We start from the raw sequence: 16,519 nt of genomic DNA, 5'->3' as shown, positions 1-16,519 counted from the left end.
AAAAGAGTTGAAGAAGAACGGATTGCGTAAGCCGATAAGCCGGACCGGGCTAGGTCTGACGAAGGGCGGCCATGGCGATGGAGAGGGAACGTTTCATGTCGTCAGAGAGGGGGCACAAAGGTGGACGGGGAGCACCGACAGACCAGCCATTGAGTTCGAGAGCAGCCTTAACGGGAATCGGATTGGTGGTGGCGAACAGGGCCTTAAACAGAGGAATGAGAGCGTCGTGCAGGGCGAGTGCGGAGGCACCGTCGCCATTCAGATAGGACTCGATCATGGCGCGTATCTCGGGGCCCGCCACATGGCTGCCCACACTCACCACACCAACAGCACCCACGGCGAGCATGGGCAAGGTGAGGCCGTCATCGCCGCTGTAGATCGCCAACTGCGGACCGCAGGCCAGGCGCAGCGCCGTGACCTCTTCGGTGGTACCGCTGGCGGCCTTGAAACTCACCACATTGGGGCAGTCCATCAGCCGCGCCACCGTGGCCGGAGCGATGCTGCAGCCGGTGCGGCCGGGGATGTTGTAGAGCATCAAAGGCAACTCAGGAGCCGCCTTAGCGATGGCACGGAAATGGGCCTCTAGGCCCTCTTGGGGAGGCTTGTTGTAGTAGGGCACAACCACGAGAGCACCATCGGCGCCGGCTGCCGCTGCTTGCTGGGTGGCCTCTATTGCCTCCGCTGTGGAGTTGCTGCCGGTGCCCGCCAACACCTTGGCGTCGTTGCCGACGGCGTCGCGAACGGCCTGCAGCAGTTGCAACTGCTCTTGCCAGCTGAGGGTCGGCGACTCGCCGGTGGTGCCACACACCAACAATCCATCGGAACCCTGCTCCACGAGATGGCGTGCCAACTGACCCGCCAAGGTCAGATCCACAGCACCGCTGGCATCAAAGGGGGTCACCATGGCGGTGACAACACGACCGAAGGGTGTTGGGGAGAGGGTGGCGGTACGTGTCATGACTTCTGGATCAACAGTTCAGCGATCTGAACGGCGTTGAGCGCCGCTCCCTTGCGGATTTGATCACCGCACAACCAGAGCTCCAGTGCGTTTGCATCACTGATGTCCTGACGGATCCGGCCGATCGCCACCGGATCGCGACCGGTGACGTCTGTCGGCATGGGGAAGCGGTTCGCCGCCGGGTCGTTAATCAACTCAACACCAGGGGCAGCGGCCAGGAGCTCACGTGCCTCCTCAACAGGGAAAGGAGACTCGAACTCAATGTTCACTGCTTCGGAATGGGCCCGAAGCACAGGCACCCGCACACAGGTCGCGGTGAAACGCAGATCCGGCAGACCCATGATCTTGCGGGTCTCGTTGACCATCTTCATCTCCTCCTCGCAGTAGCTGTTCGCCTGGAGCGGTGAGTTATGCAGAAAGAGATTGAAGGCCAGGGAGTAAGGCAGCACTTCACCCTTGGGGGTTCCCCCGTCCAACACGGTCTGGGACAAATTTTTCAGCTCCTCCATCGCCCTGGCGCCGGCGCCACTGGCGGACTGATACGTGCTCACGACAACCCTGCGCAGCGCTCGCTTCGCGGCCAGAGGGGCCAAGGCCAAGGTGAGCAGGATCGTGGTGCAATTCGGATTGGCGATCACCCCCTTGTGGGCGAAGGCCGCATCGGGATTGACCTCCGGCACCACCAGGGGAACCCCCTGCTCCATGCGAAAGGCGCTGGAGTTGTCGACCATCACCGCACCTGCAGCCGTGATCGCATCACGCCACTGCTTTGAAACGGAGCCACCGGCGGAGGCGAGCACCAAGTCAACCCCTTCGAACGACTGAGCCGACACCTCTTCCACCGTGAGAACACGGCCATTCCAGGCTTGGGTCTGACCGGCAGAGCGGGCCGACGCCAGCAGCTTCAGCTCGCCAACAGGGAAACGGCGTTCTTCAAGCAGCAGCAGCAGTTCCTGGCCAACAGCACCGCTGGCACCAAGAACAGCAACATTGAGAGGACGGTTGGGAAGGGTCGAAGACAAGCGGTGGAGTGAACGATCTGAACGAAAACCCGTCGACTTTCGGAACCGACATCACTACGTAGAGAACGTGATGCCGATGGTGCGACGGGCTCAGCTTACCGATCCAGGCCCAGTTCAACCGTTGCATACAGTGCTTGGCTGCCCTTTCCCTTCCCCCATGAGCGCTGCAGCCCTGAAGGTGACCACCGAAGCCCGCCCAAGCAGCCGTCTGGCGGTGACGGTCACCGTTCCTGGGGAGCGCTGCAAAACGAGTTACGAAGACGCGATCACCAGTCTCAGCCGCAGCATCAACCTGCCGGGCTTCCGTAAGGGCAAGGTGCCGCGCACGGTGCTGGTTCAGCAGCTGGGAGGTGTGCGAATCAAAGCCACAGCGTTGGAACAGCTGATTGATGGCGCCTGGCGGGACGCCATTCAGCAGGAATCCCTGGAGCCGATCAGCCAGCCCGATCTGAGCAGTGGCTTCGATGGGCTGCTGGAAAGCTTTGAGCCCGGCAAGGAACTCACCTTCACCCTGGAAGCCGACGTCGCTCCGACGCCGAAACTGAAGAGCACCAAGGGGCTGAAGGCGGAATTCGAAACCGTCGCCTACGACGCCTCCCGTGTCGACGAGATGATCGAGGACTCCCGCAAGCAAATGGCCACGGTCGTTCCCGTGGAAGATCGTGCCGCGCAGAACGGTGACATCGCGGTGCTTGGGTTCAAAGGGACCTACAGCGATGACGGCAGCGAAATCGAGGGGGGCAGTGCCGATTCCATGGATGTCGACCTGGAAAACGGCCGGATGATCCCGGGCTTCATCGAGGGGGTCATCGGCATGAAAGTCGGCGACAACAAAACCGTGGATTGCCAATTCCCCGAGGACTATCCGAAGGAGGACGCGCGCGGACGCAAGGCCGCCTTCGAGATCGAGCTCAAGGACCTCAAGACCCGCGAACTGCCCGACCTGGATGACGCCTTCGCCAAGCAGGCCAGCGAGCAGGAAACCCTGGCAGATCTGCGCAAAGATCTCGAGCAGCGGCTCAAGGACGACGCCGAACGGCGCCAGACCAGCAACCGCCGCGATGCGCTCGTCGCCGCATTGGTCGAGCAGCTCGAAGTGGACTTGCCCGAAGCCCTGATTCAGCAGGAGAGCCGCAACCTGCTGGAGCAGACGGCAGCCCAGTTCGCCCAGCAGGGCATGGATGTGAAGTCTCTGTTCACGCCCGATCTTGTGCGCAACCTGATGCAGAACTCCCGGCCGGAGGCCGAGGAACGGCTGCGCCGCAGTTTTGCCCTCACCGCCCTGGCTGAAGCGGAGGAGATCAAGCTCGACGACAAGGACGTTGACGCCAAGATCAAAGAGGTGAAAAAAGAACTCTCCGACGAGGCCAAAATCGATCCGGAACGCCTGCGGCAGGCCGTGATGGATGACCTGATGCAGGACCGTCTGATGGGTTGGCTCGAGGAGAACAGCACGCTCACCGAAAAGGCCCCGGCGGCGGATGACGGCACGCCAGCAGCCAAGAAAAAGGCTGCCGCCAAGAAGGCCCCCACCAAAACCAAGTCCAAGGCGGACGCCAAGGACTGAGCAACGCCCATAGATTGAGCCAACTTCACCGCACACCGATCGCGTGATCGACGCCCGCAGTCACCACCCCGTCCAGAACCGCTGGCGGGCCGCCATGCCCGTCTCGGCACCGGGGCCTCTACCCACGGTTGTGGAACAGTCCGGTCGCGGCGACCGTGCCTTTGACATCTATTCCCGGCTCTTGCGGGAGCGAATCATCTTCCTCGGCACCGGTGTGGATGACGCCGTCGCCGATGCTCTAGTGGCCCAAATGCTGTTCCTCGAGGCTGAGGACCCAGAGAAGGACATTCAGATCTACATCAACTCGCCGGGCGGCTCAGTCACAGCAGGACTGGCGATCTACGACACGATGCAGCAGGTGGCCCCGGACGTGGTGACCATCTGCTACGGCCTTGCCGCCAGCATGGGAGCGTTTCTGCTTTCCGGAGGCACCAAAGGCAAGCGTCTCGCCTTGCCCAATGCCCGGATCATGATCCACCAACCTCTCGGAGGCGCCCAGGGTCAGGCGGTGGACATTGAGATTCAAGCGAAGGAAATTCTGTATCTGAAGGAGACCTTGAACGGACTTATGGCCGACCACACCGGCCAGCCCCTCGACAAGATCTCAGAAGACACCGACCGCGACTACTTCCTTTCTCCAGCAGAAGCGGTTGAATACGGCCTGATCGATCGCGTGGTGGACAGTTCCGGGGACGGAGGAATCATTACGGAGAGCTGACAGAAGCCCTTCCGTTCTCGATCCTGTGTGTTCAGGGAGACGCCCTCGGTTGATTCCTGTGTTGTTCTCCTTTGTGGTGCCCAGCGTTCGATGGCCAAGTTCGACGCCCATCTGAAGTGCTCGTTCTGCGGGAAATCCCAGGATCAGGTGCGCAAGTTGATCGCCGGACCCGGCGTCTACATCTGCGATGAATGCATCGATCTCTGCAACGAGATCTTGGATGAGGAGCTTGTGGATGGCCAGGGCAATCCACGCCACAGCCAAGAGCAGAACCGCAAGGCCGCACCGGCCGCGCGCAAGAGCAGTAAACCTGCCCCAACGCTGGCCTCCATCCCCCGGCCTCAGGACATAAAGAGCTTCCTGGATGAACAGGTGGTCGGCCAGGACGCCGCCAAGAAGGTGATGTCGGTGGCGGTTTACAACCACTACAAGCGTCTGGCCTGGCAAGGCGATGGCAACGGCGAAACCGAGGAAACCGCAACCCGCCTTCACAAGAGCAACATCCTGCTGATCGGACCCACCGGCTGCGGCAAGACGCTGTTGGCCCAGACCCTGGCCGAAATGCTGGATGTGCCCTTCGCCGTGGCCGATGCCACCACCCTCACCGAAGCGGGCTATGTGGGTGAGGACGTGGAAAACATCCTGCTGCGGCTACTACAGAAGGCCGACATGGATGTGGAGCAGGCCCAGCGGGGCATCATCTACATCGATGAGATCGACAAAATCGCCCGCAAGAGCGAGAACCCCTCGATCACCCGGGATGTCTCCGGCGAAGGTGTTCAACAGGCCCTGTTGAAAATGCTTGAGGGAACGGTGGCCAACGTGCCGCCCCAGGGTGGCCGCAAACACCCCTACCAGGACTGCATCCAGATCGACACCAGCCAGATCCTGTTCATCTGCGGCGGTGCCTTCGTCGGCCTCGAGGACGTGGTACAGAAACGGATGGGCCGCAACGCCATCGGCTTCATGCCCAGCGATGGGCGCGGACGCAGTCGGGCCAATCGCGACCTGCAAGCCGCCCATGTGCTGCGTCACCTGGAGCCGGATGACCTGGTGCGCTACGGCTTAATCCCGGAATTCATTGGCCGGATGCCTGTGAGTGCTGTGCTGGAACCCCTGGACGAAAGCGCCTTGCAATCGATCCTGACCGAGCCCCGCGATGCCCTGGTGAAGCAGTTCCGCACCCTGCTGAGCATGGACAACGTGCAACTCGAGTTCGCCGATGACGCCATCGAGGCGATCGCCCAAGAGGCCCACCGTCGCAAGACAGGCGCCCGAGCTCTGCGCGGCATCGTCGAAGAGCTGATGCTGAATTTGATGTACGACCTCCCTTCGCAGACATCCGTGAAGGAATTCACCGTGACCCGGGCGATGGTGGATGCACACACCGGCGGCAAGGTGCTCCCCATGCCTGGCACGGAACAACAGAAGACCGCCTAAGCCCTTGGCTGCCGCTGACCACCTGGAGGTGCCGCGTCAGCACGGCCTGTTCAACCATCACGGCATCGACCTCGGTGACGGAACCGTCGCCCACTACCTGGAGGGGCGTGAAATCCTGCGAAGCCCCTTGGAGGAGTTCAGTCGAGGCCAACCAATGCGGGTGATTAGCCATCCCGGTGCTTCACCGGTGGGGGTAACCCTGCGCCGGGCCATGGGGCGCCTGGGTGAACAGGATTACAACCTGCTGTTCAACAACTGCGAGCACTTCGCCACCTGGTGCAAAACCGGGCGCCATCGCAGCGGCCAGGTGGACTCGGTGCTGGAGCGAGGACGTCACTGGAGCGGTCTGATGTCTTCCGCCCTGATGCGTGGGCTGGAACTCCTGGTGCAACGGGGCCTGCTCGATGACGATGCCCGCACGATGGCCAGGCGGGGTGTGGAGAAACTGGAACGCCTGCGCCTGTCGCTGCTGGGCAAATTGGAGGGCCTCCTGGAACGGGCAGGAGATGGAACGGACCGCCGGCTGCTGCTTACGGGTCAAAGCCTTGCGGATGAGCTGGCGGCCGTGGAAGACCTCAAACAACGAATTGATGCCCTGTTGGAACAGCGCCCCGCGCTGCCAGGCTCCGAATCCTCTGAGTAATCTCCTTTTAACGCTCGCGGCGCATGAGTTCTGCCTACCAGCCGCTGCATCACAAATACCGGCCCCAACGCTTTGATCAGCTGGTGGGTCAGGAGGCGATCGCCGCCACCCTGGGCCACGCCCTTACCAGCAATCGGATTGCCCCGGCCTACCTGTTCAGTGGCCCCCGCGGCACCGGCAAAACCTCCAGCGCCCGCATCCTGGCCCGCTCGCTCAATTGCCTGAACAGCGACGGGCCAACTCCCGAACCCTGCGGAACCTGCGAGCTGTGCAAAACGATTGCCGCCGGCACAGCCCTGGATGTGATCGAGATCGACGCCGCCTCCAACACCGGTGTTGACAACATCCGTGAACTGATCGAACGCTCCCGTTTCGCACCGGTGCAGGCCCGCTGGAAGGTGTACGTGGTGGACGAGTGCCACATGCTCTCCACCGCAGCCTTCAACGCCCTGCTGAAAACCCTCGAGGAACCACCTCCACAGGTGGTGTTCGTGCTCGCCACCACCGATCCGCAACGAGTGCTGCCAACGATCCTCAGCCGCTGCCAACGCTTTGATTTCCGGCGCATCCCGCTCGATGCCCTCAACAAACATCTGAGCTGGATCGCCGAACAGGAAGCGATCGACATCCAACCCGAAGCCATTCACGTGGTGGCCCAGCGGTCCCAAGGAGGGCTTCGGGATGCCGAAAGCCTTCTGGACCAACTGAGTCTGCTGCCGCCACCCATCGAAGCCGCTGCGGTGTGGGATCTACTGGGCGCGGTTCCCGAACAGGAACTGCTGGAGCTGGTGGGGGCCATGAGCAGCGCCGAACCGGTGCAACTGCTGGAGGCGACCCGCAACCTGCTGGACCGGGGCCGAGATCCTGGGGCCGTGCTGCAAGGTCTGGCCGGGATGCTGCGGGATCTGGTGCTGATGGCTGCCGCTCCCGATCGGCTGGAGCTCACCAGCGTTTCGCCCCAGTTCCGCGATCAGCTACCCGCCCTCGCGAAGACCATGGGCAGAGCCCGCTTGCTGCAATGGCAAGCCCAACTGCGGGGCACCGAGCAACAACTGCGCCAAAGCGTGCAGCCTCGGCTTTGGCTGGAAGTGCTGTTGCTGGGGTTGCTGGCAGAACCGGTGGCTGCTCAGCCCATAACAGCAGCCCCGCCCAAAACACAACCAGCGACGACACCACCAATCGCTGTGACTCCGATCGCAGCTCCTGTGCCAGCTCCCGCCGCCGCACCAACCCCAACCGAGGCACCTACCGCCAGTCCAAAACCGGCACCTGCGGCATCACCGGAACTGCCAACGGTCTCCAACCCTGCGCCGTCGCCCAGCACCAACCTGCCCGAACTGTGGCAACAGATCCTGGGCAGCCTCGAACTGCCCTCCACACGGATGTTGCTCTCGCAGCAAGCGCAACTGGTGCGACTGGATCCCAACCGCGCAGTTGTGCAGGTGGCTGGCAACTGGATGGGGATGGTGCAGAGCCGGGCGTCACTGCTGGAACAGGCGGTGGCCACAGCTCTCGGTGGCTCTAGGCAGCTGATCCTGGAAGCCAGCAACAGCGCCATGCCACCGCCGATCACAACACCGCCGATCACAACACCGCCGATCGCAACACCACCACCACCAGCAGCAGCAGTCGAGCCTCCAGCACCAACACAACCACCTGCTGCAACATCAGCTCCGGCGGTTGCACCAGAACTGCCGCGCACGCAGTCCGAGCCGATTGAAGCAAAGCCGGCACCTGCTCCAACTGAAACCAACCCTCAACCAAGCCCACCTTCAGGGCTGGATCGTCAGGCCCGCAATCTGGCGGACTTCTTCAATGGTCAGGTTCTCGACGTTGATGAAATCAACTGACGTTCTCAACTCACATCAGAACGAGCCAAAAGGTATGGCCTCGGGGTTGTAGCCAATCACCTCAAGTTCCCGCAGACTCAAGTAGCGAATGGCCTGGCGACCTGCCCAGGAATAGGCCACATGCAGCTCCCCTGGCCTTCCCTCAATCAGAGTTGGGTAAGCGAGTTGTCCATTAAGGTCCCAATTCTGCTGACCACAGAAGCCGAATCCAGTATCGATATCGCGGATCCATGGCCAATGAAGGCCATCATCATCACTGATGGCGATCGACAACGGCCAGCGGGTGCGCGGCCAGCGGGCCTCTCCCCACTCCAGCTGCTTATCTGACGAAGCCGGATCCGGCGCGAAGCCAAAGCGATTGAAAATCATCGCCAATCGCCCACTCGCCAAGCGACAGGCCTGGATGGAGCTGTTGTTGTTGGGCAGAAGTGTGGGCTCCGGCGCCGACCAGGTGAGCCCGTCGTCGGTACTCACACTGCGGTAGATCTGATCCGCAAGGCGACTGCGAAAAAACTGGAGCAATTCCTTTCCATCAAACGACGCAACCACTGAGCCATGCACCCTGCCGGTGCTGTCTGGAATGCCGACCGGCTGGTCCAGACAGTGACCTGACGGATCCAAACGCAGCATCTCGCTGTGGTCATGACCAAAGGCCCCTCCCGCTTCCAGACTGCGGTAGATCGGCAACAACCAATGGCCGTTCTCCAAGGGATGGGGGGGATTGCGGCAGAAAGCGGGATCGTTAAAGAGGTCAACGGGAGACGACCATGCCTCGGCCGACCAGGTCTCAAGGTCATAAAGGTCAAGCCCTTCCAGCGAAAGCCGCTGATGCCGAAGGACGGCCGTCCACTGCATGGAAAAGCTGCTGGATGCCTCGAGAGCGGATCGATCCGCTGGATCGCGAACCAACTGGGCGGAATGAATCAGATGCAGACACCCGTCGGAGACGAACAGCAAGGGGTTCTGCTCCGACCTCTCCACATCCCTGGAAATCCGCTGCGGTTCCGACCAACGTCCGCCTTCAGCGCCCAAAAGGGAAAGAAACACCGACATCCCAGCGGTTCCCTCCCCGCTGCCTGCCATCCAGACACAGCCCAGCAGATCAGGACGGATCCAACACAGCTGTGGCGCATGGTTTTGTTCGCCCATCGGCTCCAACAGCGCCCAGGCACCCAGTTCAAAAGGTGTGATGAGAACCTGGCCCCAAGCCAAATCCTCAAAGCGATCTTCGGCCTGATCGAAGGACGAAAAAGGGGGCACCATCATGCCTGTACCGGATGGTCATGGCCGTGGCTGGTTTTGGCCCAAACCAAACGTTTGGGGAGCAGCGACATCCGCAACGTGACCCAGGGAATCACCACAAACCAGTGGCCCAGGTAGGCAATTGCCACCAGGAGATTCACCGGGCCCGCGGTTGGAATCGCCGGCCCCGCGCTCCCGCTGCGACAACCACGCCAAAACGCCAGACCCGAAACGCTGAACGCCACCACCGACAAGGGCCAGTACACCGGAACGCTTCGGGTGATCAAACCCGCGCACAGGTCAGCGAACGACACCACCGGCAGGGCGTATTGGAGCAGGAAAAACGCCGTCAGGTCCCAGCGCTGGCGAACACTGAGCTGGGCCGACGTCAGCACCGGCCAGTAATCGAAGAAACGCTGCAATCCTCCTTCCGCCCAGCGTTGCCGTTGCTTCCACAAGGCCTGGAGACCGGGGACTGCCTCTTCCTGAACCGGGGGGTCCCACAGCAGTCCTACCAAGGCCCCATGGGTCAACAGGCGAAAGCTGAGATCAAGGTCATCGGTCACGGTGTCTTCGTTGAAACCGCCGCTGGCCTCCAGCACCGAACGCTTGATCAGCTGTCCGTTCCCCCGCAGCTCTGCCACACCTCCATTGGCCAGACGCCCCGACTGGATCACCGCATCCAGGGCCATCTCCATCGCCTGGGATCGGGTCAGCCAGTTGCGATCTGCATCAATCACGGCCTTGCGCAGCTGCACCGCTGACCAGCCACCATCGAGCGCGTAGGGCACAAGGCGCTCGAGCAGGTCCTCCTGCAATTGGGCATCCGCATCAAGCACCAGCAGCCAATCGCCACTCAGGCGATCCAAGGCGATGTTGAGAGCACCCGACTTGCCACCACCGGCATTGCGCTGGCGATGGATGACATTCAGTCCCGGGTGCTCGGCAGCCAGGTTGTCCAGCAACTCAGGCGTGCGATCCACACTGCCGTCGTCGATTACCCAGGTGGTGAGTTGTCCGGATGGATAGCGCAGCGATGTGAGGCGATCCACCAAACGCTGCACCACAGATTCTTCGTCCCGGGCGGCCACCACCACATCCAGGCTGGGAAGCTGCCCCGGATCCATTGCCGGCACGGGATCCGCTGCACCACGTGTCAGCTGCCCACGCATCACGGAACGCAAGCCATACCCACCAAGCATCAGAGCAAGACTGATGGCAGGCCAGAGCGAGCGGGCTGGGTCAAGCCAATGGGGTGCTGCACCAGCGCATCCACAAGCGAACAGGAACGCGGCCGACTTCACCCGTCGGTGATCACCAGAGGTGGCGTTCGAGCTCATCCAGCTGCCCAGGTGGCAGGACTTTAAGGGGACTGCACAACTGTTGAGAGCGGGCCGTAGACAGTCCCTGGGTAGTAATGGCGCAGGATCCGCTCCACAGACCAGCCCCGCCAGGCCAGATCGATCGCTCCCGCCTGCGACAAACCGGCCCCATGGCCGAAGCCACCGCCCAGCACCAGCCAACGTTCAGCGCCCTGAGGCTCCAGCACAAACAGGGTGCTGGGAAGTGTCCGGAGGGTGCGACGGATTGCATCCAACCTGAGGGTGACCGGTGAGGCATCGCCGCTGCCGGAAATCTTCAACGCCAGCACACGGCCGCTGGCACCCCGCTCCAGAACCTGCAGCTGCAAGGGAGAAGCCAGCGGTTCTGCCGCTGTTCCGAGGGCCTGACGCAGACTCTGACCAGAGAGGGTTCGGGTCCAGCGGAAGCGGGGGTGCTGCTGGCCATAGGCCCCGGAGCGATCAGCCAGCAACTGCTGCACCGCGTGGCGCTGATGCAGCGGCAAGGGATGACGACTGCTCCAGCCCTCATCCCCATCCGGTTTCGGACGCAGGTAGGTGGTGGGCTGCATGGCCCAGGCTTCCGGGCCGGCGGCCATCATCCCGCCATTGGTGGCGTGATACACCGCACTGATCGGTTGGTTATTCAGGCTGAGCAACTTTCCCTGGGTGGCCGCAATCGCTTCGCGCACAGCACCTCCCGCATGGCGGGGATCGCTATAAACCTGGCACTGGGTGTCACTGCAGAGGTGATAGCCATCGATGCTGAAGCGATGGCTATTCGCCAAGGCCCAGGTGCGCGCCAAAACGGTCTGGGCCTGCAACGCTGCCATCGGTGAACCGGCACCGATCTCATGGGGAACCACCCCCTCTAGATAACGCTCCACCGGCACTTGCTCCACCAGGGACCAACTGCCGTAGGCATCCCGTTGCAAGCGGAAGGGACCCTGAAAGCGTCCACCTGCCCAGAGAAGTCCATCGGACGCCTCAATCGAAACAGGACCCTGCAATGTGCGTCCCCCCTCCGGCGTTTGCAATACCGGTTCAACGGTGCTGGTGAGCGTGCCTTGCCAATCGCGCACAGCGAGACCCTCTGGAACCGGGGCCCCTTCTGGCGCCCAGACCTCCCATTCCCCGGGATGGGCGACCTCCGCTTCAACTCCCAAAGCACGCCAACGGGAGGCGACACGATCCGCCGATTCAAAGCTGGCGTAGGGGCCTGCAATCCGGCGGGCCAAGGGAAACGGAGTGCCCAAGGGCACGCTTCGCCAGGTGATCGCAAAATCCGATCCGATGCGTTGCTCCCCCGTTGCATCCCGAAGGGTGAGCGATCCTGAAAAGGCACGAAGATTCAGCGGCACCGCTGTTGCAGCGGCACCCAGGTGGTCCTCCAACGCCACCAAGAGCACCGGTTCAGGGCCCTCAATCGGCGGTGGGTCAGCAATGGAGCGGTGGGTAGGGCGCTGAATCGGTTCAATGGCAGCAGGCTCGACCGCGGCGGGTGACTGAGTTGCAACGTCTTCACGGGCCTTGCATCCCAGACCCATACAAAGAAGCAATGTGAGCGTCAGGAACCGAATCATTCCGCGGGGGGCACGTCGGGACGTATTGTTGTCGTTTGTGCCCAAACGAGCAGACCAATGCCCAAGCTGAAGACCCGCAAAGCTGCCGCGAAGCGGTTCAAAGCAACCGGCACTGGCAAATTTCTGCGTCGTCGCGCTTTCCGGAACCACCTGCTGGACCACAAAACCCCTAAGCAGAAGCGACATCTGGCCACCAAGGCTGTGGTGGATCGCACCGATGAAGAGCGCGTGACCCTGATGATGCCCTACGCCTGAGCAGAGCTGCTCAGACAAGACTGTTCAACAAGACCTGATCCAACCCTTCCAACCTCATGGCCCGCGTCAAGAGAGGCAACGTCGCCCGTAAACGCCGCAACAAGATTCTGCGGCTGGCCCGTGGCTTCCGTGGTGGCAACGGAACTCTGTTCCGCACAGCAAACCAGCGGGTGATGAAAGCCCTCTGCAATGCCTATCGCGATCGTCGTCGTCGCAAGCGCGATTTCCGTCGCCTCTGGATTGCCCGTATCAACGCTGCCGCTCGGTTGAATGGCGTGAGCTACAGCCGGCTGATGGGCGGACTCAAGAAGGCGGATGTGCGCCTGAACCGCAAGATGCTGGCTCAGCTAGCGGTCGTTGACCCCGGCAGCTTCACCAACGTGGTGGCTGCAGCCAAGAGCTGATCTCCAACTGTGAACCTGCTGCCCCAGACCTACCTGCTGGGCCTGGTCGGCCTGCTTGCCATCGTTGCGGTGGTGGTGGGCCGACAATTTTTTCGTGTGCGACGTGACGAAGCACGACTGATCGAACTCGAAAAATCTGACACGGCCTCATCTCGGCAGGCATCGGATCTTTATGAGCTCGGATCCGTGCAACTGCGCAAACGGCTGTACCCACAAGCTGCGGCCACCCTCAAGCAGGCACTGAAACGCCTGAGTGGTGAACCCGATGAGGCTCGCGCGCTGATTGAAAATGCTCTTGGCTTTGCTCTAGCCGCGCAAAAGGACTATTCCGGTGCCACCAAGCACTACAAGCTGGCGCTGAAGGCCAAAAAGGACTATCCCGTTGCCCTCAACAACCTGGCTTTTGCCCAGGAAAAGTTGTTGAAAGACGCTGAGGCTATCTCGCTTTATGAGCAGACACTCAGCATCGAACCTGAGAACGCCACAGCGAAGAAAGGACTGAAGAAACTCAAGCGTCGGATGAACTGAAGGGTGATTACATCACCAAAGAGGCTGAACGGGAATCTCGTCTTGGCAGCTGCTGGTCATCGCAAGACGACCGCCAACCCCGGTGCTGGGGTTGGCCACATTCACCAGGCGAGGAGCCTGCCAACCGGTAGGACTGAAACCTTGCAGGCCGAGGAAGACACCTCCGGGCTCGAGGCCAGCGATTAAGGGATCCGCCAAGGGAATGAGATCAAGCTGATCCGACTTGGCGTGCAAGTTGCCCTGAACCGGTGTGGTGACGGACCCAAAGGTCATCGTTCCCCGTATATCAACCATCTGGCCCAACGCCGTCAGTTGGGTGATGTCCAAGGTGACATCAACGGTGGAATTGCCATCAAAGGGTTCAAACGTGCCGCACCACTGGCGGGGCAACGATGCAGCCAGATCTCCAGCACGTGCCACCGGATCGAAGCTCTCCACGTCTCGCTCATCGATTTCCAGAGGAACCGCAAGCTGAATCGGATCCAGAGGCAGCTGAGGATTGGTCTCAAACGGCACCTGGCTGCCAACCGGGAGATCCATGGCAAGCAGGAACGGCATGGAAGACGATGGATGATGAGGGCACGGTAGGCCCTTTTGCTCACGCGCGTCATGGATTTGCCCTCCCCCACATGCGACCCCCTCACCATTGGCGGGCGTCAGTTCAACAGCCGTCTGTTCACGGGCACCGGCAAATATCCATCAATGGCCTTGATGAAGCAGAGCATCGAGCGATCCGGCTGCGACATGGTCACGGTGGCTGTTCGACGGGTTCAGGCTGTGGCCGCAGGCCATGAGGGCCTGATGGAAGCCATCGATTGGAACCGAATCTGGATGCTGCCCAACACCGCGGGCTGCACCGATGCGGAGGAAGCGGTGCGTGTCGCCAGGCTTGGACGGGAACTGGCCAAGCTGGCGGGGCAGGACGAGAACACCTTCGTCAAGCTGGAGGTCATTCCCGACACCCGGCATCTTCTGCCCGATCCGATCGGCACCTTGCAAGCCGCAGAACGCCTGGTGAAGGAAGGCTTCACGGTGCTGCCTTACATCAATGCGGATCCCTTGCTGGCCAAACGCCTGGAGGAGGTCGGGTGCGCCACGGTGATGCCCCTGGGCTCTCCGATCGGCTCGGGCCAGGGCCTCAACAACGCCGCAAACATCGGATTGATCATCGAAAACGCCTGTGTTCCAGTGGTGGTTGACGCAGGCATTGGCGTGCCCAGCGAAGCGGCGCAGGCCCTGGAGATGGGAGCCGATGCCGTCCTGGTCAACAGCGCTATCGCCATGGCCGGCGACCCCCCAGCGATGGCGGAGGCCATGGGTCAGGCAGTGCTCGCGGGGCGGACCGCCCATCGCTCCGGACGCTTGCCGCGGCGGGACCAGGCCTCCGCCAGCTCACCGACCACAGGCATCGTGCAGTCGGCACCATGAGATGAAGAGACGTGAATTGAGGTGAAGCCTGCTTCACAAAGCCAGGTAATAAGCAATTGGACTCATAAGGTCCGACCAGTCACATCAGACCCATGTCGGTCACCACTGAAGACGGCGGTCGTCTCAATGCATTCGCCAAGGAGCCACGCATGGAGGTGATGGATGTTGCCACCAGCCAGAGCCGCAACCGCAGCTCGATGATGATGCTGGTGACCGGTGGATTGCTCGTGGCCGGCATGGTGGCAGTGACCGTCGCCATCAGCTGAGACGGTCCACGCTGAAATCCCTGTAGTAGCTTGCCAGGACTGAGCGTCACGCTCGTTCCAGAAGGAGTTTGGGGTGAAAGTTCTCGTTCTCGGCGGTGACGGCTTCTGCGGCTGGCCCTGTGCGGTGAACCTGGCGGATCAGGGCCACGAGGTTCTGATCGTCGACAACCTCAGCCGTCGCAAGATCGATATCGACCTTGAAGTTGAGTCGCTGACGCCAATCGTGAGCATCGGTGAGCGCCTTAAAGCCTGGGAAGAAACCGGCGGCAAGCCGATGCGCTTTGTCCACATGGACATCGCCCATGAGTACCAACGCCTGCTGGATCTACTGCTGGAAGAACGACCAGATTCTGTGGTCCACTTCGCGGAACAGCGGGCCGCGCCTTACTCCATGAAGAGCAGCGCCACCAAGCGCTACACCGTTGATAACAACGTCAACGGCACCCATAACCTGCTGGCCGCCATCGTTGAAAGCGGTCAAGAAATTCATGTGGTGCACCTCGGCACCATGGGCGTCTATGGCTATGGCTCCCACCGCGGCGCCACCATCCCTGAGGGCTACCTGAAGGTGGAAGTGCCCCAGCCCGACGGCAGCCGCTTCGAGGAGGAGATCCTCCACCCGGCAAGCCCCGGCAGCGTCTATCACATGACCAAGACGCTCGATCAGCTGCTTTTCCTCTACTACAACAAAAACGACAAGGTCCGCATCACCGACCTGCACCAGGGCATTGTCTGGGGAACCAACACCGACGCCACCGACCGCGACCCGCGGCTGACCAATCGCTTCGATTACGACGGTGACTACGGCACCGTGCTGAACCGCTTCCTGATGCAAGCCGCCATCGGCTATCCGCTCACCGTTCATGGCACTGGAGGCCAGACGCGCGCTTTCATCCACATCCGCGATTCCGTGCGCTGCGTCCAGCTGGCGCTGGAGAACCCTCCTGAAGATGGCGAGCGGGTGAAGATCTTCAACCAGATGACCGAAAGCCATCAGGTGGGCGAATTGGCCAAAAAGGTGGCTGCTCTCACTGGTGCTCAGGTGAACAACCTGCCGAACCCCCGCAACGAGGCTGTAGAGAACGATCTGATCGTTGACAACCGCTGTTTCATCGAGCTGGGCCTCAACCCCACCACCCTCGACGACGGTTTGCTGAAGGAAGTAGTGGAGATCGCAACCCGCTACGCCGACCGTTGCGACCGCAACCGCATCCTCTGCACATCCGCCTGGACCAAAACTCAAGCCCAGGCCATCGGCTCCGCATCCTGAACAAG

17 protein-coding genes are annotated in these 16,519 nt (G+C 61.6%); 11 read left to right on the top strand and 6 right to left on the bottom strand.

The features are described 5' to 3' along the window. Positions 1-49 precede the first annotated feature (49 nt). A complete protein-coding gene (gene dapA, locus FZZ92_RS06490; protein WP_115024766.1) occupies positions 50-958 on the bottom strand; it encodes a 4-hydroxy-tetrahydrodipicolinate synthase in 909 nt (302 codons plus the stop codon). Beyond that, positions 955-1,980, bottom strand: a complete 1,026-nt coding sequence (locus tag FZZ92_RS06485) for an aspartate-semialdehyde dehydrogenase (RefSeq protein ID WP_226422823.1) — start codon at positions 1,978-1,980, stop codon at positions 955-957. Before FZZ92_RS06485 ends, dapA begins: the two co-directional genes overlap by 4 nt. A gap of 157 nt (positions 1,981-2,137) precedes the next feature. Here FZZ92_RS06485 and tig point away from each other — a divergent pair, with 157 nt between their 5' ends. The 5 genes from tig (at position 2,138) to FZZ92_RS06460 (ending at position 8,198) form a co-directional block, all read left to right on the top strand. Then, positions 2,138-3,547, top strand: a complete 1,410-nt coding sequence (tig, locus tag FZZ92_RS06480; protein ID WP_226422822.1) for a trigger factor — start codon at positions 2,138-2,140, stop codon at positions 3,545-3,547. Positions 3,548-3,590: 43 nt separating this feature from the next. Then, positions 3,591-4,265, top strand: coding sequence for an ATP-dependent Clp endopeptidase proteolytic subunit ClpP (gene clpP / locus FZZ92_RS06475; protein WP_226398914.1), 675 nt, complete (start codon positions 3,591-3,593; stop codon positions 4,263-4,265). A 90-nt stretch (positions 4,266-4,355) separates the two neighbouring features. Next, positions 4,356-5,705, top strand: coding sequence for an ATP-dependent protease ATP-binding subunit ClpX (gene clpX, locus FZZ92_RS06470; protein WP_226422821.1), 1,350 nt, complete (start codon positions 4,356-4,358; stop codon positions 5,703-5,705). 4 nt (positions 5,706-5,709) lie between these two features. Beyond that, on the top strand, positions 5,710-6,348 hold the full coding sequence (locus FZZ92_RS06465) for a lecithin retinol acyltransferase family protein (RefSeq protein ID WP_226398916.1): 639 nt from the start codon (positions 5,710-5,712) through the stop codon (positions 6,346-6,348). Between the two features lie 23 nt (positions 6,349-6,371). After that, on the top strand, positions 6,372-8,198 hold the full coding sequence (locus tag FZZ92_RS06460; RefSeq protein ID WP_226422820.1) for a DNA polymerase III subunit gamma/tau: 1,827 nt from the start codon (positions 6,372-6,374) through the stop codon (positions 8,196-8,198). A gap of 15 nt (positions 8,199-8,213) precedes the next feature. On the opposite strand, the gene FZZ92_RS06455 is transcribed toward FZZ92_RS06460, so the two are convergent. From FZZ92_RS06455 to FZZ92_RS06445, 3 genes are read right to left on the bottom strand one after another with little or no spacing between them, the layout of a single operon-like run. After that, positions 8,214-9,461, bottom strand: coding sequence for an exo-alpha-sialidase (locus FZZ92_RS06455; RefSeq protein ID WP_226422819.1), 1,248 nt, complete (start codon positions 9,459-9,461; stop codon positions 8,214-8,216). Then, positions 9,461-10,780 carry a glycosyltransferase family 2 protein gene (locus FZZ92_RS06450; protein WP_226422818.1) on the bottom strand — a complete coding sequence of 440 codons (1,320 nt, stop codon included), beginning with the start codon at positions 10,778-10,780 and terminating at the stop codon, positions 9,461-9,463. Before FZZ92_RS06450 ends, FZZ92_RS06455 begins: the two co-directional genes overlap by 1 nt. A 23-nt stretch (positions 10,781-10,803) precedes the next feature. Continuing rightward, positions 10,804-12,363, bottom strand: coding sequence for a SpoIID/LytB domain-containing protein (locus tag FZZ92_RS06445; RefSeq protein ID WP_226422817.1), 1,560 nt, complete (start codon positions 12,361-12,363; stop codon positions 10,804-10,806). Positions 12,364-12,420: 57 nt separating this feature from the next. Between FZZ92_RS06445 and rpmI the strand changes: the two genes are divergently transcribed. From rpmI to FZZ92_RS06430, 3 genes are read left to right on the top strand one after another with little or no spacing between them, the layout of a single operon-like run. Beyond that, on the top strand, positions 12,421-12,618 hold the full coding sequence (rpmI, locus tag FZZ92_RS06440) for a 50S ribosomal protein L35 (protein WP_006852081.1): 198 nt from the start codon (positions 12,421-12,423) through the stop codon (positions 12,616-12,618). Between the two features lie 56 nt (positions 12,619-12,674). After that, positions 12,675-13,022, top strand: coding sequence for a 50S ribosomal protein L20 (gene rplT / locus FZZ92_RS06435; RefSeq protein WP_011363098.1), 348 nt, complete (start codon positions 12,675-12,677; stop codon positions 13,020-13,022). A gap of 9 nt (positions 13,023-13,031) precedes the next feature. Then, on the top strand, positions 13,032-13,550 hold the full coding sequence (locus FZZ92_RS06430; RefSeq protein ID WP_226422816.1) for a hypothetical protein: 519 nt from the start codon (positions 13,032-13,034) through the stop codon (positions 13,548-13,550). Positions 13,551-13,562: 12 nt separating this feature from the next. Here the strand turns inward: FZZ92_RS06430 and FZZ92_RS06425 are convergent, their stop codons facing one another. Then, positions 13,563-14,108, bottom strand: a complete 546-nt coding sequence (locus FZZ92_RS06425) for a hypothetical protein (protein WP_226422815.1) — start codon at positions 14,106-14,108, stop codon at positions 13,563-13,565. 51 nt (positions 14,109-14,159) lie between these two features. Here FZZ92_RS06425 and FZZ92_RS06420 point away from each other — a divergent pair, with 51 nt between their 5' ends. The 3 genes from FZZ92_RS06420 (at position 14,160) to FZZ92_RS06410 (ending at position 16,514) form a co-directional block, all read left to right on the top strand. Continuing rightward, on the top strand, positions 14,160-14,978 hold the full coding sequence (locus tag FZZ92_RS06420; RefSeq protein WP_226422814.1) for a thiazole synthase: 819 nt from the start codon (positions 14,160-14,162) through the stop codon (positions 14,976-14,978). A gap of 92 nt (positions 14,979-15,070) precedes the next feature. Continuing rightward, positions 15,071-15,244 (top strand): photosystem II assembly protein Psb34, encoded by a 174-nt coding sequence (gene psb34 / locus FZZ92_RS06415; RefSeq protein WP_115094672.1) that lies wholly within the window; start codon positions 15,071-15,073, stop codon positions 15,242-15,244. Between the two features lie 73 nt (positions 15,245-15,317). Next, positions 15,318-16,514: an NAD-dependent epimerase/dehydratase family protein gene (locus FZZ92_RS06410; protein ID WP_115024753.1), complete on the top strand. Its 1,197-nt coding sequence runs from the start codon at positions 15,318-15,320 to the stop codon at positions 16,512-16,514. Positions 16,515-16,519: the final 5 nt, after the last annotated feature.

It is taken from the genome of Synechococcus sp. MU1611 (assembly GCF_020514255.1).
Classification (GTDB): Bacteria; Cyanobacteriota; Cyanobacteriia; order PCC-6307; family Cyanobiaceae; genus Parasynechococcus.
The sequence above is the reverse complement of the archived record's forward strand: the minus strand, read 5'-3'. Positions and strand labels throughout refer to the sequence as shown.

What these genes read in the sequence shown, in the direction of transcription:
- dapA (WP_115024766.1), bottom strand. Translation starts at nt 958, where the DNA reads ATGACACGTACCGCCACCCTCTCCCCAACACCCTTCGGTCGTGTTGTC.
- tig (WP_226422822.1), top strand. Translation starts at nt 2,138, where the DNA reads ATGAGCGCTGCAGCCCTGAAGGTGACCACCGAAGCCCGCCCAAGCAGC.
- clpX (WP_226422821.1), top strand. Translation starts at nt 4,356, where the DNA reads ATGGCCAAGTTCGACGCCCATCTGAAGTGCTCGTTCTGCGGGAAATCC.
- FZZ92_RS06460 (WP_226422820.1), top strand. Translation starts at nt 6,372, where the DNA reads ATGAGTTCTGCCTACCAGCCGCTGCATCACAAATACCGGCCCCAACGC.
- FZZ92_RS06455 (WP_226422819.1), bottom strand. Translation starts at nt 9,461, where the DNA reads ATGGTGCCCCCTTTTTCGTCCTTCGATCAGGCCGAAGATCGCTTTGAG.
- FZZ92_RS06450 (WP_226422818.1), bottom strand. Translation starts at nt 10,780, where the DNA reads ATGAGCTCGAACGCCACCTCTGGTGATCACCGACGGGTGAAGTCGGCC.
- FZZ92_RS06445 (WP_226422817.1), bottom strand. Translation starts at nt 12,363, where the DNA reads ATGATTCGGTTCCTGACGCTCACATTGCTTCTTTGTATGGGTCTGGGA.
- rpmI (WP_006852081.1), top strand. Translation starts at nt 12,421, where the DNA reads ATGCCCAAGCTGAAGACCCGCAAAGCTGCCGCGAAGCGGTTCAAAGCA.
- rplT (WP_011363098.1), top strand. Translation starts at nt 12,675, where the DNA reads ATGGCCCGCGTCAAGAGAGGCAACGTCGCCCGTAAACGCCGCAACAAG.
- FZZ92_RS06425 (WP_226422815.1), bottom strand. Translation starts at nt 14,108, where the DNA reads ATGCCGTTCCTGCTTGCCATGGATCTCCCGGTTGGCAGCCAGGTGCCG.
- FZZ92_RS06420 (WP_226422814.1), top strand. Translation starts at nt 14,160, where the DNA reads ATGGATTTGCCCTCCCCCACATGCGACCCCCTCACCATTGGCGGGCGT.
- psb34 (WP_115094672.1), top strand. Translation starts at nt 15,071, where the DNA reads ATGTCGGTCACCACTGAAGACGGCGGTCGTCTCAATGCATTCGCCAAG.